The sequence below is a fragment of the Blastococcus sp. TML/M2B genome, from assembly GCF_016612865.1.
GTDB lineage: Bacteria > Actinomycetota > Actinomycetes > Mycobacteriales > Geodermatophilaceae > Blastococcus.
Genome location: NZ_JAENZZ010000001.1, coordinates 782,533 through 805,168 on the forward strand (window position 1 = coordinate 782,533; position 22,636 = coordinate 805,168).

A 22,636-nucleotide genomic window follows, 5' to 3' on the forward strand; every position below is an offset into this window, starting at 1 on the left:
GGTGACCGCCAGCAGACGGCGATGCGTCGCGCCCGCGGGCCGATACGGTCGGGCCATGGAGACGCTCGCGCCCCCTGCCGACGACGCCGACGTCCCCCGCTTCTGGCGCGAGCTGGGCCTGCCGGGCCTGGTCGACGTGCACGTGCACTTCCTGCCCGAGCGGGTGCAGGCGAAGGTGTGGGACTTCTTCGGCGCGGCCCGGGACAACTACGGCACGGCGTCGTGGCCGATCACCTACCGGCTGCCGGTGGAGGAGCGCCTCGCCGTCCTCGAGGGGCTCGGTGTCCGGGCCTTCTCGACGCTGCCCTACCCGCACAAGCCGGGCATGGCCGCCTGGCTGAACGAGTGGTCGGCCGGGTTCGCCGAGGGCCGGCCGCAGGTGCTGCAGTCGGCCACCTTCTACCCCGAGCCGGAGGCCGCGGCCTACGTCGCGGCCGCGCTGGACGAGGGTGCCCGGGTCTTCAAGGTGCACGTGCAGGTCGGCGCCTTCGACCCGCGGGACCGGCTGCTCGACGAGGTGTGGGCGCGCCTGGAGGAGACCGGGACGCCGGTGGTCATCCACTGCGGCTCCGGCCCGCTGCGCGGCGAGCACACCGGCCCGGCGCCGATGGCCGGGCTGCTGGAGCGCTTCCCCCGGCTGCAGCTGGTCATCGCCCACCTCGGCATGCCGGAGTACGCCGAGTTCCTCGAGCTCGCCGAGCGGTACGAGCGGGTGCACCTGGACACCACGATGTTCGCCACCGACTTCACCCAGCGCGGCAGCAACGCCTTCGACCCGGCCCTGCTGCCCCGGTTGTCGGACCTGCGGGGAAAGGTGCTGCTCGGCAGCGACTTCCCCTCGATCCCGTACGCCTACGCCCACCAGCTGGAGGCGCTGCACCGGCTGGGCCTGGGGGAGGAGTGGCTGCGCGCCGTCCTGTGGGGGAACGGCGCACGGATGTTCGGGCTGGAGGCATGATGGCGAGCTTCACGTTCACCGCGACCGTCCTGGGGACGCCGGACCCACGCGGGCTGGCCCGCTTCTACGAGCGGCTGCTCGGCTGGCCGATCCGCGACGACACCGACGACTGGGCCACCGTCCGGCCGGCCGACGGCGGCACGGGGCTGTCCTTCCAGCTCGAGCGCGACCACGTGCCGCCGGTGTGGCCGCCGGCGCCGGGCACCCAGCAGATGCAGCTGCACCTGGACTTCCTCGTCGACGACCTGGAGGCGGCCGGCGCGCACGCCGAGGAGGCGGGGGCGCAGCCGATCGGCGGCCACGAGGACCCTCACGAGGTCGTCCGCGTCTACCGCGACCCGGCCGGTCACCCGTTCTGCCTGTTCGTGCGCCGCTGAAAGCGGCCCGGCCGGGGCCTGCCCGCCCCGGGGGATGACTAGGGTGCGGCCATGGTTAGCGCCGATCCGTCGTCCCCCGCCGTCCTCGACCCCCGGCAGGTCGCCCGCGCGCACCGCGCCGTCGAGCTGCTGCACTCGCACGTGTACTTCGCGCCCGAGACCGAGCAGCACCTCACCGCGGCCGGGCTGAAGCCGGGCCGGATGTGCTACTTCGCCGGGCGGTCGGCGGCGATGGGGGCGGTCGGCGCGGGCGCCGTCGTCGGCACCTTCTACAACTTCTCGCCCGCCCTGGTGGCGAGGACGATCCCGGCGGCCTGGGAGCTGGCGACGCCGGCGCAGGTGCTCGCCGCGCGGTTCGACGCCGCCCGCGCCTCGCTCACCCGCCTGCTGGGCGACCTGGCCGGCTCCGACGAGGTCGTCGAGCTGGGCGAGCTGCTGCGCGAGGCCACCACGGCGCTGTCGCCCGAGGGTCGCGCGCTCTACGCCGGGCACGCCGACCTGCCGTGGCCGGAGGAGCCGATCCTGGTGCTCTGGCACGGCGCCACCCTGCTGCGCGAGCACCGCGGCGACGGCCACGTGGCCGCGCTGCTGCACTCGGGGCTGTCCGGCATCGAGGCGCTGGTGACGCACACCGCCATGGGCCGCGGCTTCACCCCGGAGGCGGCCAAGGCCACCCGCGGCTGGAGCGAGCAGGAGTGGGCCGACGCCGCGCAGGCGCTGGCCGACCGCGGCCTGGTCGACGACGCCGGCCTGACCGAGGAGGGCGTGGAGCTCCGGGCGCGCCTCGAGGTGCACACGGACGCGCTGTCGGCCGACCCGTGGCTGCTCCTCGGGCCCGAGCGCACCGCGCGCGTCGTCGAGCTCGCCAAGGGGTTCTCGCGGCAGCTGGTCACCAATGGCGCGCTGAGCGCATCGGGCCTGGCCAGGAGCTGATCGTCGTCGGGTCGCCGCCCGGCCCCGCGCTGCCTAGGGTCTGATCACTCATCTGACCCGGGGGGCGGAATGACCGCGACGGAGCGGCAGCAGGGCAAGCGCACCGACGTCGACGCCGCGTTCCGCGGCAGCGCGACCTACCGGAGCCTGGGCGAGCAGGAGCTCAGCCCGGCCGAGGAACGGTTCGAGAAGGGCCGCCGGACGATCGGGCTGTTCCTGGCCCCCGTGGTCACGATCGTCTTCGCGCTCCTGCCCGTCGACCTGCCCCGCGACCAGCACCTGCTCGCGGCGATCCTGCTGGGCGTCATCGTCCTGTGGATCACCGAGCCGGTGCCGATCCCGGTCGGCGGCCTCATCGGGATCGGCGCGATCGTCACCCTCGGGGTGGTCCCGGCCGACGACGCGCTGGCCCCGTTCGGCTCGACGACGGTGTTCACCTTCATCGGGGCGTTCATCCTCGCGATGGCGATGCTCAAGCACGGCCTCGCGCGGCGGTTCGCCATGTGGGTGCTGTCGCTGTCGTGGGTCGGGACGTCGACCTACCGGGTGGTCATCGCCTTCGGCGCGATCACCGCGCTGCTCTCGGCGTTCGTCTCCAACACCGCCACCGTCGCGATGCTGCTGCCGACGGCGCTGGGCATCCTCTCGGTCATCGCCAAGCTCCTCCAGGACAAGGAGCTGGTGAAGCCCGACTTCGACCCGCTGCGGCTGCGGGTGGGCGCCGCGCTGATGCTGATGCTCGCGTACGGCGCGAGCGTGGGCGGGCTGCTCACCCCGGTGGGCACGCCGCCGAACCTGATCGGCCGCGGGCTGATCGAGGAGGCGACGGGGGAGCGGATCGGCTTCCTCGACTGGATGCTCATGGCGCTGCCGATCTGCGTGCTGATGTTCGCCGCCCTGACCGTCGTCCTGCTGCTGCTCAACAAGCCCGAGATCCGGCGGATCGAAGGCGTCAGCGAGTACGTGCGGGAGGAGCGGAGCAGCCTCGGGAAGTTCTCGCAGGCCGAGCGGAACACGCTCATCGCGTTCGGGGTGACCGTCGCGTGCTGGATCTTCCCCGGCGTCATCGCGCTGACGGCCGGCACCGAGTCCGACCTGTACACGACGATCAGCGACCGGATGGACGAGGGCATCATCGCCGTCCTCGGCGCCTCGCTGCTGTTCCTGCTGCCCACCGACTGGAAGGCGCGCGAGTTCACGCTCAACTGGAGCGACGCCGCCAAGATCGACTGGGGCACGATCCTGCTGTTCGGCACCGGGATCATCTTCGGCTCGCTGCTGGCCAGCACCGGGCTGGCCGAGACGATCGGCGAGGCCTCGGCGGACCGGCTGGGGCTGACCAGCACCTTCGCCATCACGGTCTTCGCGGTGATCCTGGCGATCATCATCAGCGAGACGACGTCGAACACGGCGTCGGCGGCGGTCGTCGTCCCGATCATCATCCCGGTGGCGATGGCGGCGGGGATCAACCCGTTCGTGCCGGCGCTGGCGGCCACCTTCGCCGCCTCGTTCGGGTTCATGCTGCCGGTGTCGACGCCGCAGAACGCCATCGCGTACGGCTCGGGCGTCGTGCCGATCACCAAGATGATCCGCAGCGGCATCTCCTTCGACGTCCTCGGGGCGATCCTCATCGTCATCCTGCTGCCGGTGATGGTCGACCTGGTCCTCGGCAGCGTGGGCTGACCCTCCCCAGGAGGGGGCAGCGGCGCTGCCCTGCCCGGTGCGGCGTGGGACCATGGACGACGGCCCCGCGGTGGACGGGCGCCCGAGCGGGAGGAGGAGCACGCATGCCCGGCGAGCCCCCCAGTACCGGCAGCGAGGTCCGGATCGCCGGCTGACGCCGTTCCCCCGGGAGCGATGCGGGCCGGCGCCGGGTCTCCGAGCGCCCACCGTCGTCCCCGTCCCGGGAGCCCCCCATGGCCGACCGCCGCCGCGCGCCGCTGAGCGCGCTCACCACCCTGACCCGCCGTCCCCGGCCCGAGCTGCGGCCGGTCCCGCCCGTCCCGGCGGGGACCGAGGCCGACGCCGCCCGATCGCGGGTCGTGGACAACGCCGTCTACTCCGCCGGTCGGCGGGTCGCGACGCCGGACTCCGCCGCCGACAGCCGCGCCGAGCTGGACCTGGGCGAGGAGCGGCTGGCCTGGCTGGGCCTGTACCGGCCCGAGCCCCAGGAGCTCGGCGAGCTCGCGGAGCTGTTCGACCTGCCCGAGCTGGCCGTCGAGGACGCGATCAAGGCCCACCAGCGGCCGAAGTTCGAGCGGTACGGGGGCACGCTGTTCGTCGTCCTGAAGGCGGCGCGGTACGAGGACTCCACCGAGCAGGTCGAGTTCGGCGAGGTGCACCTGTTCCTCGGCGCCGACTTCGCCGTCACCGTGCGGCACAGCGAGTCGCCCGACCTCTCGCGGGTGCGCCGCCGGCTGGAGAGCGAGCCGGCGCTGCTGGCCAAGGGCAGCGAGGCGGTGCTGTACGCGACGCTGGACGCCGTCGTCGACGGGTACCGGCCTGTGGTCGACGGCCTGGCGACCGACATCGACGAGATCGAGACCGAGGTCTTCCGCGGGGACCCCGGCGTCTCGCGGCGCATCTACGAGCTGTCGCAGGAGGTGCTGGAGTTCCAGCGCGCCGCGCAGCCGCTCACCGGCATCCTCGCCGCGATCACCGCCGGCTTCGACAAGTACGGCGTGGACGAGGAGCTGCGCAGCTACCTGCGGGACGTCGCCGACCACGTGACCCAGGTGATCGAACGGGTCGAGGGCTTCCGCCAGCAGCTGCGCGACATCCTCACCGTCAACGCCACCCTCGTCGCGCAGCGGCAGAACGAGGAGATCCGCGAGCTGACCGAGGCCTCGATCGCGCAGGGCGAGGAGGTCAAGAAGATCTCCGCGTGGGCGGCCATCCTCTTCGCGCCCACCCTCGTCGGCACCGTCTACGGGATGAACTTCGACGACATGCCCGAGCTGCACTGGTCGCTCGGCTACCCGTTCGCGCTGCTGGCGATGGTCGGGGTGAGCCTGGCGTTGTACGCGGTCTTCAAGCGGCGCGGCTGGATCTGAGCCGCAGCGGTCTCGGCTGACCGGTTCTGTCGGGGCCGTCCGGTAGACAGGCCGCATGCTGCACGTCCACCGGGCCGAACGGACCGCGCGCCTGGCCGAGGGCCTGGCGGGCGTGCTGGCCACGCCGCTGGCCGATCCGTTCGCCGCGGAGGTGGTCGCGGTGCCGGCCAAGGGCGTGGAGCGCTGGCTGGCCCAGCGGCTGTCGACGGCGCTGGGCGCCACGGCCGCGGGCGACGGCATCTGCTCCGGGGTGGTGTTCCCCTCGGCCGGGCGGGTGGTGGCCGAGGCGCTGTCCGCGGCGCGGGGCACCGAGCTCCGCGACGACCCCTGGACCGAGCCGGTCTGGCCGCTGCTCGAGGTCATCGACGCCTGCGCCGGCGAGGCGTGGTGCGGGGTCCTCGGCCGGCACCTCGGCGCCGGCGCGGACGACCACCGCCGCGGTCGCCGCTGGGCGGCCGCCGCGCGGCTGGCCGGGCTCTACCGCTCCTACGGCGCGCACCGCCCGCAGATGCTGCGCGACTGGGCGCAGGGGCGGGACACCGACGGCAGCGATCCGCTCCCGGCCGACCTGGCGTGGCAGGCCGAGCTGTGGCGCCGGCTGCGCGAGCGGCTCGGCCCCAGCCCCGCCGAACGGCTCGAGGCCGACTGCGCGGCGCTGCGCGCCGATCCGGCGCTGTCCGCGCTCCCGGAGCGGATCAGCGTCTTCGGGCCGACCCGGCTGCACGCCGACGCGCTGGCGGTGCTCGACGCGCTGGCCGCGCACCGCGACGTCCACCTCTGGCTGCCGCACCCGAGCCCGGCGCTGTGGGGCCGGCTGACCGAGCGGAGCGCCGGCCGCCGCCGGCTCGACGGCACCGCGACGCTGCCCCGCCACCCGCTGCTGCGCAGCCTGGCGCGCGACGTGCGCGAGCTGCAGCTCCGGCTCCCGGCGCACACCGACGAGCACCTCCAGGACGCCGCCCGGCCCGCGACGCTGCTCGGTCGGCTGCAGGCCGACCTGCGCGACGACGTCGTCCCCGGGCCTGCCGCGCTCGACGACAGCGTCCAGGTGCACGCCTGCCACGGTCCGGCGCGCCAGGTCGAGGTGCTGCGCGAGCTGCTGCTCCGCCTCTTCGAGGACGACCCGACCCTCGAGCCGCGCGACGTGCTGGTCATGTGCCCCGACGTCGAGACCTTCGCCCCGCTCATCTCGGCCGCGTTCGGGCTCGGGCCCGGCCTGCCGCACCCCGGCGGCGCGCTGCGGGTGCGCCTGGCCGACCGCAGCCTGCGCCGCACGAACCCGCTGCTCGACACGGTCGCCGCGCTGCTCGACCTGGCGCAGGGGCGGGTCACCGCCAGCCAGGTGCTCGACCTCGCCGCCACCCCCGGGGTGCGCCGCCGGTTCGGGTTCACCGACGAGGAGCTGGAACGGGTGCGGGACTGGGTCGCCCGCTCCGGTGTCCGGTGGGGCATCGACGCCGGCACCCGGGAGCCCTACCGGCTGGCGACGATCGCGCAGAACACCTGGCGGGCCGGGCTGGACCGGGTGCTGCTCGGCGTCACCACCTCCGAGGACGAGCCGGTCTGGCTGGACCGGGCGCTGCCCCTGGACGACGTCGACAGCAGCGACATCGACCTCGCCGGCCGGCTCGCGGAGCTGCTCGACCGGCTCGAGGACGTGCTCACGGCGCTCTCCGGCGAGCACCCCGTCGGGCACTGGACCGGCACGCTGGCCGGTGCGCTGGACCTGCTCACCGAGTCCGAGCCGGCCGACGCCTGGCAGCTGGCCCAGGCGCGCCGCGAGCTCGCCGAGGCGGCCGAGGGCGGCGTCTCCCCGGTCCGCCTCGCCGACGTCCGCGCGATGCTCGCCGACCGGCTGCGCGGCCGCCCCACCCGCGCCAACTTCCGCACCGGCAACCTGACGGTCTGCACGTTGGTGCCGATGCGGTCGGTGCCGCACCGCGTCGTGGTCCTGCTGGGCCTGGACGACGGCGCCTTCCCGCGCACCACCGGCATGGACGGCGACGACGTGCTGGCCCGCGACCCCTGCGCCGGGGAGCGGGACGTGCGCAGCGAGGACCGGCAGCAGCTGCTCGACGCCGTGATGGCGGCGGGGGAGCGGCTGGTCGTGCTGCACACCGGCGCCGACCCGGTCAGCGGCGCACCGCGCCCGCCGGCGGTGCCGCTGGGTGAGCTGCTCGACGTGCTCGAGGTGATGGTGCCGGGCGCCCGCGGCGAGCTGATCACGCGGCACCCGCTGCAGCCCTACGACGTCCGGTCGTTCACCGGCACGCCCGCGCCCAGCTTCGACCCGGTCGGCCTGGCCGGGGCCCGCCGGTCGGTGCAGCCGCGCAGCGCGCCCGCCCCGCGGGGCCCGCTGCGCCCGCGCTCCGGTGCGGTGGCCCTGGCCGACCTCGTCGCGTTCGTCGAGCACCCGGTGCGGGCGTTCCTCCGGCAGCGGCTGGGCATCACGCTGCCCGGGGAGGACGACGAGGTCGCCGACGCCATGTCCGCCACCCTCGACCCGCTGCAGGAGTGGGCCGTGGGCGAGCGGCTGCTCGAGGCGGGGCTGCGCGGCGTGAGCCCGGAGGACGCGGAGCGCGCCGAGTGGCTGCGCGGCACGCTGCCGCCCGCGGGACTCGGGGGTCAGGTGCTCCGCCGCGTCGGGACGCGGGTGAACGCGCTGCTGACCGCCGGCCGGCCGCTCGTGGCCGCGCACCCCCGCACGGTCGACGTCCGCCTCGACCTCGGCGGCCGCGAGCTGCACGGCACGGTCAACGGCGTGCGGGACGGCGCCGTCGTCGGCGTCACCTACTCCAGCCTGGCACCCAAGCACCGGGCCCGCGCCTGGGTGCTGGCCCTGGCGCTGGCGGCCACCGAGGGCGAGGGGCGGGCGATCACCGTGGGCCGGATGCGCGACCGCGCCCGCACCTCGACGATCACCGCGCCGGCCGATCCGGCCGCCGTGCTGGCCGACCTGCTCGACCTCTACGACCGGGGCACCTGCGAGCCGCTGCCGATGGCGGTGAAGACCTCCTGGGCCTACGCCGGCGCCCGGCTCGACGCGCAGGACGCCGACCGCGCGCTCGACACCGCCCGCCGCGAGTGGAACCGGGACGGCGGCGGCGAGAAGGAGGACCGCTCGCACGCCTTCGTGTGGGGCGACCGGCCCGCGTTCGAGGACCTGCTGGCCGCCGCGCCGGGCGACGGCGAGGCCTGGCCCGGCGAGACCACCCGCTTCGGTGCGCTGGCCTGCCGCTTCTGGACGCCGGTCCGCGCCGCGGAGCAGTTCTCGTGAACGCCTTCGACGTCTGCGGCGACCTGCCCACCGGCACGACCGTGCTCGAGGCCAGCGCCGGCACGGGCAAGACGTTCACCATCGCCGCGCTCACCGCGCGCTACGTCGCCGAGGGCGCGGCCGACCTCTCGCAGATCATGCTGGTCACCTTCGGCAACGCCGCCTCGCGCGAGCTGCGCGACCGGGTGCGGGAGCGGCTCGTCAGCGCCGAGCGCGGCCTGCGCGACCCGGCCGCCGCCCGGGCGGACGGGCGCGACGAGGTGCTCCAGCTGCTCGCCCGCGGCACCGACGAGGAGGTGGCGGTGCGCCGCGAGCGGCTGGCGCGGGCACTGGCCGGCTTCGACGAGGCCACCATCGCCACCACGCACTCGTTCTGCTCGCAGATGCTGGCCGGCATCGGGATGACCGCGGACGCCGATCCCGCCGCCGCCTTCGTCGAGAACATCGACGACCTCGTCCGCGAGGTCGTCGACGACCTCTACCTGCGGGTCTTCGCCGGGGCCGGCGAGCAGCCGTTCCTCTCCCACGCCGAGCTGCTCGAGCTGGGCAGCAAGGCGGTCGGCAGCGATCGGCAGGCGGAGCTGTGGCCCCGGGCCGACGAGGGGCTGCCCGGCCGCCGGCGCGCGGCCGCGGCGGCGGTGCGGGCCGAGGTCGAGCGGCGCAAGCGGCTGCTCGGGCTGGTCGACTACGACGACTGGCTCTCGCTGCTGCGCGACGCGCTGGCCGACCCCGAGTCGGGGCCGGTCGCCTGCGAGCGGATCGCCTCGCGCTACCGGGTCGTCATGGTCGACGAGTTCCAGGACACCGACCCCGTGCAGTGGGAGATCCTGCGCCGGGCGTTCCACGGGAGCACCGCGCTCGTGCTCATCGGCGACCCGAAGCAGGCGATCTACGCCTTCCGCGGCGGGGACGTCACCACCTACCTGGCGGCCGCCGCCGAGGCGACCACCGAGGCGACGCTGGGCACCAACTGGCGCAGCGACGGCCCGCTGCTCGACGCGCTCCAGCTGGTCTTCGGGGGCGCGGCGCTGGGCCACGAGCGGATCGTCGTCCGCCCGGTCGGGGCGGCCCACCCGGCGCCGCGGCTGACCGGGGCGGGAGCGCCGCTGCGGCTGCGCCGGCTGGGGCGCACCGGGCACGGCCGCGTCCACCGCGGCCTGCCGAGCGTGGGCCCGCTGCGGGAGGCCGTGGCGTGCGACGTCGCCGCCGACGTCGTCGACCTGCTGACCGGCGGCGCCGAGTTCGAGGGGCGGCCGGTCGAGCCGGGCGACGTCGCCGTGCTGGTGCGCACCAACGCGCAGGGCACCCTGGTGCGCGAGACGCTGGCGCGGGCCGGGGTGCCCGCGGTCTTCGCCGGCGGTGGCAGCGTCTTCGCCACCCCGAGCGCGCAGTCCTGGCTGCGGCTGCTCGAGGCGATGGAGCAGCCGCACCGGTCGGGCCGGGTGCGCTCCGCCGCGCTCTCGGTGTTCCTGGGCCGGGACGAGACCGAGCTCGACGAGTCCGGGGACGAGGTCGCCGACGTCCTCGGCCAGCAGCTGCGGCAGTGGGCCGACCTGCTGGCCGACCGCGGCGTGGCCGCCTTCCTCGAGGTGCTCACCGCCGAGGAGGGGCTGCCCGCGCGGGTGCTCGGCCGGCCCGACGGCGAGCGGGTGCTCACCGACCTGCGGCACATCGGGCAGGTGCTGCACGCCGTGGCGCAGCGCGAGTCGCTGGGGCTGACCGCGCTCGTGGAGTGGCTGCGCCGCCGGATCGCCCAGGCCGGTGACGAGCGCACCGACGAGCGCAGCCGCCGCCTGGAGTCCGACGCGGCCGCGGTGCAGGTCATGACCGTGCACGTCAGCAAGGGGCTGGAGTTCCCGGTGGTCTACGTGCCCTACGGCTGGGACCGCTGGATGCCCGACGACCCCGCGGTGCTGCGGCTGCACGACGACGAGGGCCGGCGGGTGCTCGACGTCGGTGGGCCCGGCAGCACGGGCCACGCCGAGGCGTACCGCCGGCACGCCGCCGAGGAGTCCGGTGAGGACCTGCGGCTGCTCTACGTCGCGCTGACCCGCGCCCGGTGCCAGGTGGTCGCGCACTGGGCGCCGAGCAGCAACACCGTCGCCGCCCCGCTCAACCGGCTGCTCTTCGGTGCGGCCGGTCCCGGCGCCGAGCCCGCGGCGCGGGTCCAGCCACCGTCGGACGACGACGCCGCCGCGGCGCTGGACGGCCTCGTGACCCGGTCCGCCGGGACGATCGAGGCGGCCGAGGTGGGCCGGCGTCCGCTGCCGCGCTGGGCGCCGCCGGGCAGCCCCGCGCCCGAGCTGTCGGTGAGCACGTTCACCCGCACCCTCGACGAGGACTGGCGCCGCACCTCCTACAGCGCGCTCACCCGCGCGGCGCACGACGCCGTGTACGAGCAGCACCTGGCCAGCGAACCGGACACCGCCGTCACCGACGACGAGCCCGACGCCGAGGCTGTGGAGGCGGTGGCGGTAGAGCGCACCCCGCCGCCCGACGCGCTGCCCTCCCCGCTGAGCGACCTGCCGGGCGGGGCCGCGTTCGGCACCCTGGTGCACGCCGTCCTCGAGGACCTCGACCCGGACGCGCTGGCCGAGCGCTGCGCAGAGGAGGTGGCCCGCCAGCTCGTGCCCGGGGTGACAGCCGAGGCGCTCGCCGAGGGGCTGCGCCCGGTGCTGGACACCCCGCTGGCCGACCTGGGGACGACGCTCGCCGCCGTGCCCGCGGTCGACCGGCTGGCCGAGCTGGACTTCGAGCTGCCCCTGGCCGGTGGGGACGACGCCGTCCCGCACGCGACGCTGGCCGACGTCGTCACCCTGCTGCGGCGGTACGACCTCGGGACGCTGGCCGGCTACCCCGACCTGCTGGCCCAGCTCGAGCCGCAGGCGCTGCGCGGCTTCCTCACCGGCAGCATCGACGCCGTCCTGCGGCTGCCCGGCCCGGTGTTCTCGGTCGTGGACTACAAGACCAACCGGCTCGGCGCCGAACCGCTGACGACCGACGACTACCGGCCCGAGGCGATGGCGGAGGAGATGCGGCACACCCACTACGTGCTCCAGGCGCTGCTCTACTGCGTCGCCCTGCACCGGTACCTGCGCTGGCGGCTGCCCGGCTACGTCCCGGAGCAGCACATCGGGCCGGTGCTCTACCTCTTCGTGCGCGGCATGGCCGGTCCGCAGACCCCGGCCGGGGCGGGTGTGTTCTCGTGGACGCCCCCGCCCGGCCTGGTCGCCGGACTCTCCGACCTGCTGGCGGGTCGGCCGTGATCCCGGTGCGGGCGGAGGGCCTGCTGCGGGAGTTCGCCGAGGCCGGCGTGCTGGCCCCCGCCGACGTGCACGTGGCGCTGCGCCTGGCCCGGCTCGGCGGCGAGGAGCGGGAGACGGTCCTGCTGGCGGCGGCGCTGGCGGTGCGCGGCGTGCGCGCCGGTTCGGTCTGCGTCGAGCTGGCCACCATCGCGGGCTCCGTCGTCCCGGACGAGGACGCGCCGCCGGTCGAGCTGACCTGGCCGTCGGACTGGACCGCGCTCGAGGACAGCCCGGTCGTCGCGGTCGGCCTGGATGCGCCGTGGCGGCCGCTGCGCCTGGTCGACGGCCTGCTCTACCTGGACCGGTACTGGCAGCAGGAGCAGCTGGTGCGGCGCGAGCTCGACGAGCGGGCCGCCCGCCCGGCGCCCGCGGTCGACCTCGGCGGGCTGGACGCGCTGTTCGACGGCCCGGCGCCGGACCGGCAGCGGCTGGCGACGGCGGTCGCGGCAGGCCGGTGGGTCAGCGTCATCACCGGCGGGCCGGGCACGGGGAAGACGCACACCGTCGCCCGGCTGCTCAAGGTGCTGCTCGACCAGCCCGGGCCGCCGCCGCGGATCGCGGCTGGCCGCCCCCACCGGCAAGGCCGCCGCCCGGCTGCAGGAGTCGGTGCTCGAGCAGGCCGCGGCCATCGGCCTGCCCGACGACCTGACCGCCTCGACGCTGCACCGGCTGCTGGGCCGGCGGGTAGACCAGAGCCGCAGCCGGTTCCGGCACGATGCCGGCAACCGGCTGCCCTACGACGTCGTCGTCGTGGACGAGTCGTCGATGGTGTCGCTGACGATGATGGCCCGGCTGCTGGAGGCGCTGCGGCCCTCCGCCCGGCTCGTGCTGGTCGGCGACCCCGACCAGCTCACCCCGGTGGACGCCGGCGCCGTGCTCAGCGACCTGGTGCAGCGACCGGCGCGGGACGGCGCGGCACCCGTGCAGCTCGGCACCGGTGCCGAGCGCGACGACACCGCGGACCTGACCGACAAGGAGCGGGAGCAGCTGAGCACCGGCGTGGTGCGGCTGCGCGGCTCGCAGCGGTTCGGCGCGGGGATCGCCGGCCTCGCCGAGGCGGTGCGCCAAGGCGAGGCGGACCGGGTACTCGAGCTGCTCGCGGCCGGTGGCGACCTCGCGCTCGACCCCGACCCCACGGCGCTGGAAGAGCGGATCCGCGAGGTCGCCGCCGAGCTGCGGGCCGCGGCCGAGCGCGGGGACGCCGTCCGGTGCCTGGCGCTGCTCGGCCGGCACCGGCTGCTCTGCGCCCACCAGCGCGGGCCGGCCGGCGTCTCGACGTGGAACGAGCGGGTGGGCCGGCTGATCGGCGCGGCACCGGGGGAGTGGCTGCCCGGGGCGCCGCTGCTGGTCACCGCGAACGACTATGAGAACAAGCTGTGGAACGGCGACACCGGCGTCGTGGTGCGCACCGAGGACGGGCCGCGCGCGGCGTTCCTCCGCGGCGACGGGCCGGCGCTCGTGCCGCTGTCCCGGTTGTCGGCTGTCAGCTCGGCGCACGCGCTCACCGTGCACCGCAGCCAGGGCAGCCAGTTCGAGGAGGTCGCGGTCCTGCTGCCGCCGGCGTCGTCGCCGCTGCTGACCCGCGAGCTGCTGTACACGGCGGTGACCCGGGCCAGCCGCAGCGTGCGGATCGTCGGCTCGGCGGACGAGGTGCGGGCCGCGGTGGGCCGCCAGGTGGTGCGCGCGAGCGGCCTGCGCCGGCGGTTCGGGCCCTAGCGGGAGCGCCGGGAACACGGGGCGCGGGGAGTCCGTTAGCCTGACTGCACAACTACACAGGGGGTGAATGGTCTCGACTTCGGTCGGGTGACCAGGGGAAGCGAGCCGAGGAAGGCAACGATCATCTCGTTAACGATCCGTTGCACAACACACAAGCGCCGATTCCAATCAGCGCGACTTCGCTCTCGCTGCCTGATAGCAGCTAGGCGAGTCTGTCAGCCCGGGTTCGTCATCGACCCGGTTCCTGGCATCAGCTAGATGACTCACTGCGCGCGCCGGTCGCGGGCGCGTGTGGGACACCAAACAGTGACTGGGCCCGTCACGTCGACTTGTCCGCATGATCGACGGGGTCGAGCAGAGGCAACGCGGACTGCGCTCGGAGAAGCCCTGGTTGTGCGTCGAAGGACGCGGGTTCGATTCCCGCCACCTCCACCCCTGTTCCACCACGAAGGGCCCGGTCAGCTGACCGGGCCCTTCGTGCGTCTGTGCCCGAGCCTCTCGCTCTCGGTGGGCGAGGGGCCCCATCGCGGCGTGACCGCTGCCCCTGGCTCGGACGACCCTCCGGCGCTCCCAGCAGCCGGCGGCGCGGTGTCAGCCGGGCTGCGCCGCCGCGGGCAGGGTGAGGCGCCAGATCTCGGTGACCTCGTCGAGCATCACGTCGCGGTCGATGCTGGTGTTCCCGAGCACGACCAGCCGGTAGGCGAGCTGGTCGAGCTGGATGATCAGCAGTTGCAGCCGCAGTCGGGCGCGGTCCCTGTCCTGCGCCGGGACGCGGTCCAGGTAGCCGGCCATCTCGTCGGCGAAGCGGGCGAAGTTGCCCTGCACCTTCTGGGTGAGGTGCGGGTGCGCGGCCAGCGCCTCGCGCACCGGTCGCAGCAGGTGTGCGTGCTGCTCGTACCAGGTCAGCGTGTTGCGCAGCGAGGCGCGCAGGGCGGTCCGGTCGCCGCTGACGAGCGCGGCGTCGACCTCGCGCCAGTACTCCGGGGTCTCGGCCAGGTTCGCCCGCATGAGGGTGATCAGGGCGTCGGCCTTGTCGGTGAAGGGGAGGTAGAACGCGGCCCGGCTGACGTTCGCGGCCGCGGCGATGTTCCCCACCGTCGTCCCGGAGTAGCCGTCGCGCTGGAAGATCTCCTCGGCCGCGGACAGCAGCCGCTGGCGGGTCGCCTCCCTCAGCTCCTCCCGGACCGTCAGGTTCGGGGGAGTGCCGGGTCCGGTGCCCGAGCGCGCGTCCACGGCCCGACGATAGGTGGTGGTCGTCAGGGTCGGGCCGGTGCGCCTCGGCTCCTCCACGCCGTGGCTCAGGACGCCATGAAGAGGATCTGCTCCCGGGTGTACGTCCGCCCCGGGTGCGCCTCGCTCAGGTGCGCCTGGGCCTTCGCCACGAGGTCGTCCTCATCCGAGCCCTCGATGACCTCACCGCACGGGCAGTTCAGGTACTTCTCCACGCCGTCCTCCTCCTCGTGCGGCCGCGCGGCGATCTCGCTGACGTGGCGCCATTGACTTGACACTGTGTCACTTGTACCGTGCGCCACACCGGACGAACACCAGGAAGGCCGCGCATGAACGTCACTTTCACCCTGCAGGACCGGACCTCGCGCACTGTCGAGGCAGAGCCCGGCTGGAAGCTGATGGAGGTCGCCGTCGACAACGCGATCCCCGGCATCGACGGGGACTGCGGCGGTGAGGCGGCCTGCGCGACCTGCCACGTCTACGTCGCTTCCGAGTGGCGCGACGCTACGGGTGAGCGCACCGACCTGGAGCAGGCCATGCTCGCCAGCACCTTCGGGGTCCGCGAGAACAGCCGGCTGTCCTGCCAGATCGAGACGTCCGAGGAGCTCGACGGGCTGTCCGTCGAGGTCGTCGGCAGCTGAACCCGCGGGCCGGGACGCGAACGCCCGGCCGCCAGCGAGGCAGCACGCACCGCGACCGCGCCGCCGCGAGCACACCGGTTCCGCCACGACCCCTCACCGACCTGGAAGGCAGACGGATGACCACTGCAATGCCACGAGCAGCCACGGACCTCTCCCCGGAGCAGGCCGAGGCCCGGGAGCGCATCTACGCGGCCCCCCTCGAGTCGCTCGACCCGGCCAAGACCGATCGCTTCCCGACCGGGGAGTGGCAGTGGGTCTTCGAGCGCCTGCGCGCCGAGGACCCGGTGCACCTCACGACGGAGGAGCACAGCGAGTTCGGCCGGTACTGGTCGCTGACCCGGTGGGCGGACATCCAGGCCGCGGACACCAACCACGAGCTCTTCTCCGCCGACGGACTCATCGCGCTGAACCGGCCGGAGCCGGTCGCGCGGACGACGTCGATCTTCGACGGCCGCGAGCTGACCGAGGAGGAGGTCCAGGAGCGCCAGAAGGCCGGGATCCGCTCCCTGCTGAGCATGGACCCGCCGGACCACGAGATCCACCGCGGCGCGGTGGCCGAGGGCGTCGCCCCGGCGAACCTGGCCGCCCTGGAGCCGCTCATCCGCGAGCGCGCGGGCGCGATCCTGGACGGCCTGCCCATCGGTGAGGAGTTCGACTGGGTCGACAAGGTCTCCATCGAGCTGACCGCGATGACCCTGGCGACGCTGTTCGACTACCCGCAGGAGAAGCGCCGTCAGCTGACCTACTGGTCGGACGTGATCACGACGCAGGCCGGCCCGGGGCAGCCCGCGGAGACGCAGGAGGAGCACGACCTCGCGATCCGCGACTTCTACATGACGATGGCGGAGCTGGTCGGCTCCCGGCGGAGCGAGGAGCCCCGCATCGACTTCATGTCGCTGATGGCGCACAGCCCGCACTCGGTGAACTTCTCCGAGGCCGAGCTGTTCGGTGACAGCGTGGTGCTGCTGGTGGGCGGCAACGACACCACCCGCAACACGATCACCGGGTCGGTCTACTTCCTCTCCCAGAACCCGGAGGAGAACGCGAAGCTGCGGGCCAACCCCAAGCTGATCCCCTCGATGGTGTCGGAGACGATCCGGTTCCAGACGCCGCTGACCCACATGACGCGCCGCACGACCCGCGATGTCGAGATCGGCGGGAAGGTCATCCCCGCGGGCGACCGCGTCGTCCTCTGGTACGTCTCGGGCAACCGGGACGACGCCAAGGTGCAGGACGCCGACTCCTACGTCGTCGACCGCAAGAACCCGCGCCAGCACCTCTCCTTCGGCTTCGGGATCCACCGCTGCCTCGGCAACAAGCTCGCCGAGCTGCAGCTGCGGATCATCTGGGAGGAGATGCTGGTCCGCTTCCCCGAGATCACCGTCGTCGGGGAGCCGAAGCGCAGCCACGGGCACTTCGTCAAGGGATACGACTCGATGACCGTCGTCATCCCGCGGCGCAACTGAGCGGCCCGCTGTGACTCCGGCGTCCGTCGTCATCGTCGGCGCGGGCGCCGGAGGCGCCCAGGCCGCCGCCTCCCTCAGGCAGGGCGGGTTCGAGGGATCGATCTCGCTGGTCCACGGGGAGCCGGGCCTGCCCTACCAGCGCCCGCCCCTGTCGAAGGCGTACCTCCTGGGCCGGCTCGAGGCCCGCAAGCTGCTGCTCCGTCAGGAGCACTGGTACGCCAAGCAGCGCGTGGACCTCGTGCTCGACCGCGCGGTGGCCATCGACCGCGCCGGCCACCAGGTCCACCTGGCCGGTGGCCCGTCCCTGTCCTACGACCACCTGATCCTGGCGACCGGGTCGCGCAACCGGGAGCTGCCGGTCCCCGGGGCGCACCTCGACGGCGTCATCGGCATGCGGACCCGCGCGGACGCCGACGAGCTCGCCGGTCGGATCCGCGAGGGCGTCGAGGTGGTCGTCGCCGGCGCCGGGTTCATCGGTCTGGAGTTCGCCGCCGTCGCCGCGGCCCACGGCGCGGCGGTGCACGTCCTCGAGCTCGCCGACCGGCCGATGGCGCGCGCCGTCTCGGAGCCCACGGCGCAGTTCATCCGCAGGGCGCACGAGGAGTGGGGCGTGCGGTTCGACTTCGGCCAGGCCCTCACCGCCATCGACGGCGAGGGCCGGGTGACCGGCGTCGAGACAGGCGACGGACGGCGCCTGCCGGCCGACCTGGTCGTCTACGGCATCGGCGTGGTGCCCGACACCGTGCTGGCCGAGGAGGCGGGGCTGGCCATCGAGAACGGCATCCGCGTCGACGACCGGCTGCTCACCAGCGACCCGGACATCTCGGCCATCGGCGATGCGGCCAGCTTCCCCAGCGCGCACACCGGCGGGCGCGTCCGCCTCGAGTCGGTCCAGAACGCCGTCGACCAGGCCCGGCACGTGGCCGCACGGTTGATGGGCACCTCGATCGGCTACGACGCGCTGCCGTGGTTCTGGTCGGACCAGGGGGACCTCAAGATCCAGATCGCGGGCCTGGCCGAGGTCACCGACAGCGCGGTGGAGGTGGCCGTGCCCGAGCCCCGGGCCACGTGCGTCCTGCGCTACCGCGGCGACCGGCTGGTGGCGGTCGAGACCGTCAACCGCCCGGGCGACCACGTCCTCGCACGCAGGATCCTCGCAGGGACCGGCGGCCCGTCGCCAGAGGAGGCATCGGCCCCCTCCTTCGACCTGACGCGCTGGCACGAGGCGTACGGGCTGGCTCCGACGGGCTGATGCCCGAGGCGTCGCGACCAGGCGGCCGGTGAGATCACCGGCCGCCTGGTCGTCCGCTCCGGCTGATCGCGCGGCCGCAGCGGCAGCCGAGTCGCCCGGTTCCTGCCATCCTCGATCGCATGAGCGGGTCGGTGGAACGGACGGCGGGTCAGACCGCGGAGCAGAAGCGCCGTGGCGCGTTCAGCTCCCGGCGGGTGTTCATCCTGGCGGCGATCGGCTCGGCGGTGGGGCTGGGCAACATCTGGCGGTTCCCCCTATGTCGCCTACGAGAACGGCGGCGGCGCCTTCGTGGTGCCCTACCTCGTCGCGCTGCTCACCGCGGGCATCCCGTTCCTGCTGCTGGACTACGCGATCGGGCACCGCCACCGCGGCTCCGCGCCGCTGTCCTTCGCCCGCCTGCGCCGCGGCATCGAGGGCCTCGGCTGGTGGCAGGTCGGCATCTGCGCGGTCATCGCCGTCTACTACGCGGCGGTCATCGCCTGGGCGGTGCGCTACACGTTCTTCTCGCTCGACGAGGCGTGGGGCGAGGACCCCGAGGGCTTCTTCTTCGGCGAGTTCCTCCAGGCCGGCGACGTCGAGATCACCACCGACGTCGTGGTCGGCGTCCTCGTGCCGCTGCTCGTCGTCTGGCTGGCGGTGCTGGCGATCATGGCGCTCGGCGTCCAGCGCGGCATCGGCGCCACCTCGGTGGTCTTCATCCCCGTCCTGGTGCTCGCCTTCGCCGCCCTCGTCGTGCAGGCGCTGTTCCTCGACGGCGCGGGGGAGGGGCTCGACGCGCTGTTCACCCCGGACTGGTCGGCGCTGAGCTCGGCGTCGGTGTGGGCGGCCGCCTTCGGCCAGATCTTCTTCTCGCTGTCCATCGGCTTCGGCATCATGATCACGTACGCGTCCTACGTCGGCCGCCGCGAGGACATGATCGGCTCCGGCCTGGTCGTCGGGTTCTCCAACTCCGGATTCGAGCTGCTGGCCGGCATCGGGGTCTTCGCCGCGCTCGGGTTCATGGCGCAGACCGGGGGCGTGCCGGTCGACGAGGTCGCCAGCGACGGCATCGGGCTGGCCTTCATCGCCTTCCCGACGATCATCAGCGAAGCACCCGCCGGGGCACTGATCGGCGTGCTGTTCTTCGGGTCGCTGGTCATCGCCGGCATCACCTCGCTGGTCAGCGTGCTCGAGGTCGTCATCTCGGCGGTCCGCGACAAGCTCGACACCGGCCGGCTCACCGCCACCCTCGTGGTCACCGTGCCGGTCGCGGTGATCAGCCTGGTGCTGTTCAGCACCACCAGCGGCATCTACGTGCTCGACGTCGTCGACCACTTCGTCAACCAGTACGGCATCCTCGTCGTCGCGCTGGTGAGCATGCTGGTCGTCGCCTGGGTGCTGCGGTCCCTGACCGACCTGAGCGGGCACCTCAACGTGCACGGCCGCCCCCGCATCGGCGCCGGGTGGCGGGTGCTGGTCAGCCTCGTCGCCCCGGTCGGCCTCGCGCTGGTCCTCGGCTTCGCGCTGAAGGACGACCTCGAGGCCGCCTACGAGGGCTATCCGGACTGGCTGCTGCTGGTCTTCGGCTGGGGCCTGGTCGTCGTCCTGCCGGTCGTCGGCTTCCTCGTGGCCCGGCTGCCCTGGCGCGCCGGCACGCACCTGGACGGGCCACCACCGGGCTCCGACCCGGCCGCACCCCTGCACGCGCCGGCCGGCGGCCCGGCGGACGCCGGCTCCGAGGGAGGAACGCGATGAGCGCATCCGCGATCGTGATGATGCTGGTGGCGATGCTCGTCATCTGGGGCGGTCTGGGGCTGGCCGTCGTCAGCCTGATCCGGCACGGCGCCGTCGAGGATCGCGCCGAGCACCGCCGGGACCTCTGACCGGCCCGGTCGCGCAGGCGGGACCGGGAATGACCTCCGCCACACCTGGCTTGGCACGGTCATGACGACTCTCGGGCTCATCGGCAGCGGACTCATCGGCAGCGGCATCGCACGGCTGGCGGTCGCCGCCGGCTACGACGTGGTGCTCAGCAACAGCCGGGGGCCGGAGACCCTCTCCGACCTGGTCGCCGAGCTCGGCCCGAAGGCGCGGGCCGCGACGCCCGCCGAGGCGGCGGAGGCGGGCGACCTCGTCGTCGTCACCGTGCCGCTCAAGGCCTACCGGGAGGTGCCGGTCGAGCCGCTGCGCGGCAAGGTCGTCATCGACACCAACAACTACTACCCGCAGCGCGACGGGCAGATCGCCGAGCTCGACGACGAGTCGACGACGGTCAGACGAGCTGCTGCAGGCGCACCTGCCGGAATCGCACGTGGTGAAGTGCTTCAACAACGTGCCCGCCGCCGGCATGGTGCCGCTGGCCAAGCCCGCCGGGGACCCCGACCGCTCGGTGCTCGCCATCGCCGGGGACGACGAGGGCGCCAAGAAGACGGTGACCGACTTCCTCGACGCGATCGGCTACGACGCCTACGACGTCGGCCCGCTGGCCGAGGGCTGGCGCTACCAGCGCGACACCAAGGCCTACGCCGTCTTCTCCCAGCCCGGGCGCCCGGTCAAGGAGGACTGGCTGCGCAGGGGCCTCCACGCGGCGGTCCGCTACCGCGACATGTGAGGGCGCGGCGGTGGTGGCTACCAGGAACCCCCGCCACCACCGCCGGCCCCGCCGCCGACGCTGCCCGAGCCGCCGGACGACGAGGACGACGACGGCGCGGTGCTCGCGCCGGCGAAGGTGGAGACGAAGACCGGGCCCGAGGACGCGTAGTACCAGTGCCGGTCGTCGTACCCGCCGCGGCCGGCGCGGGTCCGCACCGACGTCGCGAGCTTCGACCACCGCTCGGCCTCGCCGAGGGCGAGGGCCCACGCGCTGTAGTCGCCGAGCGTGCCCTCGGCGAGAGCGTCGTCGATCGCCGTCGGGGCGCACTCGGCGAGGTACCGGCGCAGCGCCTCCACCCGCAGCCAGGTGGAGGAGCCCTGCGGCGTGAGCACGCGCAGCTCCCAGCCGCGCAGCGCCGCGGCCGCCCCGCCGCCGGCGAGCACGCCGCCGAGCGCGGCCAGCACCACCGGGGCGACGCCGGGCCCGTTCGACAGCCACGCGCCCACCCCGAGGACGACGAGCCCGACCAGCGCGGCGAGCACCCCGAACCAGCGCACCCGGACCGAGCGCCGGTCGGCCGCGGCGTCCCACATGCCGGAGCTCTGCTGCCAGCCGGCGAGCTCCGTCCCGAGGGCCGACCAGGCGGCGGCGAAGGACTCGTCGTAGCTGCCCAGCCGCAGCCGGTCGCGGCCGTCGAGGGCGAGGTCGAGCAGCCGGGCGTCGGTGGGCTCGCCGTCCCGCAGGCGGACGAGGGTGGTCGCCTTCCCGCCGTCCGGTGCCGGCTCCAGGTCGAGGACGCCGGTGACGGCGAGCTGCAGCAGCCAGGCCGCCTTGTGCCGCTCGGCCACGGAGCCGGACAGCAGCACCCCGCCCTGCGCGGGCGTGAGGTCCCGGGGTATCGACGGTGAGGGCATCGCGAACCCACCGAGCTGCTCGAAGTCGATCCGGGCCTCGCCGCCGGGGGCGACGACGGTGGGCAGCCACGAGCTGGGCACGTGCTCCCGGCCGGCCTGCCGCACCACCCGGGACACCAGCGCGCCGGCCGCGAGCGCCAGCAGCCCGGCGAGCGCGGCGGGGACCACCGGGTCGGTGCCCGGGTCCTCCGGTGCCGCGCTGGGCGCGGCCGGCGCGGGCGGTGCGGCGTCGAGGGGGCGGCCCTCGGTCGCGAAGACGGTCACGCCCTCGCCGGCGTCCAGCCCGTCGACCCGGGCGACGAGGTGGCCCGGCGCCTCCAGGCGCATGGGGCAGTCGGCGTTCGAGCCGCCCTCCCCGGTGGCGCACCCGTCGGCGACGAGCTCCACCGCGCCGAGCACGTGCACCTCGACCTCGTCGACGGGCACCTCCCAGCCGGTGCCGACGGCGTCCCAGGCCAGCCGGCCGCCGCGGCTGACGCCGTCCAGGGTGTAGCTCAGCTCGTAGCGGTGCTGCCCGGTGATCGTGACGTCGGGGTCGCCGATGCGCAGCCGGACCGGGTTTTCCCCGGTGACGACGACGTCGGCCGGGGCGTCGGGCGAGGTGACCTCCACCGGGTCGTCGGCACGCAGCCCGGGCACGTCGCGGTAGATGCCGCGCCGCTCCTCGACGCCGAAGTCGTAGTCGATGACCTCGACGATCCGCGCGCTGCCATCCTCGGCGATCGTGGCGCTCACCCAGATCCGGGCGACCCGCTCGCCGCCGGCCAGCGCGGCCACCGCGAAGGCGACGACGGCGACGACCACGGCGGCCAGCACGATGACCCAGGCGTCGATCCGGCGGCGGCGCCGCGCGGCCGTGGAGCGGGCGGACTGCGGCACGTGGACCTCCGGGTCGGGGCAGGGCAGCGGGCTGCTCCGGTGGGCCGCGCCACCCTAGCGGTG

Annotated in this window: 17 protein-coding genes, 1 other RNA gene and 3 pseudogenes; 18 read left to right on the plus strand and 3 right to left on the minus strand. The window is 74.5% G+C overall.

Annotated elements, in window-relative coordinates; genetic code table 11:
• The first annotated feature begins 55 nt into the window (after window positions 1-55).
• The 10 genes and pseudogenes from JKP75_RS03835 (at window position 56) to ssrA (ending at window position 14,054) form a co-directional block, all read left to right on the plus strand.
• On the plus strand, window positions 56-958 hold the full coding sequence (locus JKP75_RS03835; protein WP_200489115.1) for an amidohydrolase family protein: 903 nt from the start codon (window positions 56-58) through the stop codon (window positions 956-958).
• Complete coding sequence (locus tag JKP75_RS03840; protein ID WP_242471131.1) at window positions 958-1,335, plus strand: VOC family protein; 378 nt, start codon at window positions 958-960, stop codon at window positions 1,333-1,335. The genes JKP75_RS03835 and JKP75_RS03840 overlap by 1 nt, the downstream gene beginning before the upstream one ends.
• 51 nt (window positions 1,336-1,386) lie before the next feature.
• Window positions 1,387-2,268, plus strand: a complete 882-nt coding sequence (locus JKP75_RS03845; RefSeq protein WP_200489113.1) for a hypothetical protein — start codon at window positions 1,387-1,389, stop codon at window positions 2,266-2,268.
• 69 nt (window positions 2,269-2,337) lie between these two features.
• Window positions 2,338-3,951 (plus strand): DASS family sodium-coupled anion symporter, encoded by a 1,614-nt coding sequence (locus tag JKP75_RS03850; RefSeq protein WP_200489112.1) that lies wholly within the window; start codon window positions 2,338-2,340, stop codon window positions 3,949-3,951.
• A gap of 233 nt (window positions 3,952-4,184) precedes the next feature.
• Window positions 4,185-5,321 (plus strand): magnesium and cobalt transport protein CorA, encoded by a 1,137-nt coding sequence (locus JKP75_RS03855; protein ID WP_200489111.1) that lies wholly within the window; start codon window positions 4,185-4,187, stop codon window positions 5,319-5,321.
• Between the two features lie 55 nt (window positions 5,322-5,376).
• Window positions 5,377-8,598 (plus strand): exodeoxyribonuclease V subunit gamma, encoded by a 3,222-nt coding sequence (recC, locus tag JKP75_RS03860; RefSeq protein WP_200489110.1) that lies wholly within the window; start codon window positions 5,377-5,379, stop codon window positions 8,596-8,598.
• Window positions 8,595-11,864 carry a UvrD-helicase domain-containing protein gene (locus JKP75_RS03865; protein WP_200489109.1) on the plus strand — a complete coding sequence of 1,090 codons (3,270 nt, stop codon included), beginning with the start codon at window positions 8,595-8,597 and terminating at the stop codon, window positions 11,862-11,864. Before recC ends, JKP75_RS03865 begins: the two co-directional genes overlap by 4 nt.
• A gap of 71 nt (window positions 11,865-11,935) precedes the next feature.
• Window positions 11,936-12,139 (plus strand): annotated as a pseudogene (locus JKP75_RS24340) (exodeoxyribonuclease V subunit alpha); the annotation flags it as partial.
• Between the two features lie 370 nt (window positions 12,140-12,509).
• Window positions 12,510-13,619, plus strand: a complete 1,110-nt coding sequence (gene recD, locus JKP75_RS03870; RefSeq protein WP_309229493.1) for an exodeoxyribonuclease V subunit alpha — start codon at window positions 12,510-12,512, stop codon at window positions 13,617-13,619.
• Window positions 13,620-13,678: 59 nt separating this feature from the next.
• Window positions 13,679-14,054, plus strand: a transfer-messenger RNA (tmRNA) gene (ssrA, locus tag JKP75_RS03875).
• A gap of 156 nt (window positions 14,055-14,210) precedes the next feature.
• Here ssrA and JKP75_RS03880 read toward each other — a convergent pair.
• Entirely contained in the window at window positions 14,211-14,852 is a 642-nt protein-coding gene (locus JKP75_RS03880) for a TetR/AcrR family transcriptional regulator (RefSeq protein WP_200489108.1), read from the minus strand.
• 65 nt (window positions 14,853-14,917) lie between these two features.
• A complete protein-coding gene (locus tag JKP75_RS03885; protein ID WP_200489107.1) occupies window positions 14,918-15,127 on the minus strand; it encodes a hypothetical protein in 210 nt (69 codons plus the stop codon).
• A 51-nt stretch (window positions 15,128-15,178) separates the two neighbouring features.
• Between JKP75_RS03885 and JKP75_RS03890 the strand changes: the two genes are divergently transcribed.
• The 8 genes and pseudogenes from JKP75_RS03890 to JKP75_RS20455 all read left to right on the plus strand — a co-directional run bounded on the left by JKP75_RS03890 (window position 15,179) and on the right by JKP75_RS20455 (window position 20,798).
• A complete protein-coding gene (locus tag JKP75_RS03890) occupies window positions 15,179-15,490 on the plus strand; it encodes a 2Fe-2S iron-sulfur cluster-binding protein (protein ID WP_200489106.1) in 312 nt (103 codons plus the stop codon).
• Between the two features lie 116 nt (window positions 15,491-15,606).
• On the plus strand, window positions 15,607-16,956 hold the full coding sequence (locus JKP75_RS03895; protein ID WP_200489105.1) for a cytochrome P450: 1,350 nt from the start codon (window positions 15,607-15,609) through the stop codon (window positions 16,954-16,956).
• Window positions 16,957-16,966: 10 nt separating this feature from the next.
• Window positions 16,967-18,208 (plus strand): FAD-dependent oxidoreductase, encoded by a 1,242-nt coding sequence (locus JKP75_RS20440; protein WP_200489104.1) that lies wholly within the window; start codon window positions 16,967-16,969, stop codon window positions 18,206-18,208.
• 119 nt (window positions 18,209-18,327) lie between these two features.
• Window positions 18,328-18,423 (plus strand): annotated as a pseudogene (locus JKP75_RS22455) (hypothetical protein); the annotation flags it as partial.
• A gap of 76 nt (window positions 18,424-18,499) precedes the next feature.
• Window positions 18,500-19,942 carry a sodium-dependent transporter gene (locus JKP75_RS03905; protein WP_309229494.1) on the plus strand — a complete coding sequence of 481 codons (1,443 nt, stop codon included), beginning with the start codon at window positions 18,500-18,502 and terminating at the stop codon, window positions 19,940-19,942.
• The gene (locus JKP75_RS03910; RefSeq protein ID WP_200489102.1) at window positions 19,939-20,070 is read left to right on the plus strand and encodes a methionine/alanine import family NSS transporter small subunit; all 132 of its coding nucleotides are present in this window, start codon (window positions 19,939-19,941) and stop codon (window positions 20,068-20,070) included. The genes JKP75_RS03905 and JKP75_RS03910 overlap by 4 nt, the downstream gene beginning before the upstream one ends.
• 61 nt (window positions 20,071-20,131) lie before the next feature.
• Window positions 20,132-20,377 (plus strand): annotated as a pseudogene (locus JKP75_RS20450) (NAD(P)-binding domain-containing protein); the annotation flags it as partial.
• A 124-nt stretch (window positions 20,378-20,501) separates the two neighbouring features.
• Complete coding sequence (locus JKP75_RS20455) at window positions 20,502-20,798, plus strand: hypothetical protein (RefSeq protein WP_242472764.1); 297 nt, start codon at window positions 20,502-20,504, stop codon at window positions 20,796-20,798.
• 17 nt (window positions 20,799-20,815) lie between these two features.
• On the opposite strand, the gene JKP75_RS03920 is transcribed toward JKP75_RS20455, so the two are convergent.
• A complete protein-coding gene (locus JKP75_RS03920; protein WP_200492779.1) occupies window positions 20,816-22,573 on the minus strand; it encodes a DUF2207 family protein in 1,758 nt (585 codons plus the stop codon).
• Window positions 22,574-22,636: the final 63 nt, after the last annotated feature.

Bases quoted from the DNA above. Each gene is read 5' to 3' on its own strand.
- JKP75_RS03835 (WP_200489115.1), top strand. From the start codon at position 56: ATGGAGACGCTCGCGCCCCCTGCCGACGACGCCGACGTCCCCCGCTTC.
- JKP75_RS03840 (WP_242471131.1), top strand. From the start codon at position 958: ATGGCGAGCTTCACGTTCACCGCGACCGTCCTGGGGACGCCGGACCCA.
- JKP75_RS03845 (WP_200489113.1), top strand. From the start codon at position 1,387: ATGGTTAGCGCCGATCCGTCGTCCCCCGCCGTCCTCGACCCCCGGCAG.
- JKP75_RS03850 (WP_200489112.1), top strand. From the start codon at position 2,338: ATGACCGCGACGGAGCGGCAGCAGGGCAAGCGCACCGACGTCGACGCC.
- JKP75_RS03855 (WP_200489111.1), top strand. From the start codon at position 4,185: ATGGCCGACCGCCGCCGCGCGCCGCTGAGCGCGCTCACCACCCTGACC.
- recC (WP_200489110.1), top strand. From the start codon at position 5,377: ATGCTGCACGTCCACCGGGCCGAACGGACCGCGCGCCTGGCCGAGGGC.
- JKP75_RS03890 (WP_200489106.1), top strand. From the start codon at position 15,179: ATGAACGTCACTTTCACCCTGCAGGACCGGACCTCGCGCACTGTCGAG.
- JKP75_RS03895 (WP_200489105.1), top strand. From the start codon at position 15,607: ATGACCACTGCAATGCCACGAGCAGCCACGGACCTCTCCCCGGAGCAG.
- JKP75_RS03910 (WP_200489102.1), top strand. From the start codon at position 19,939: ATGAGCGCATCCGCGATCGTGATGATGCTGGTGGCGATGCTCGTCATC.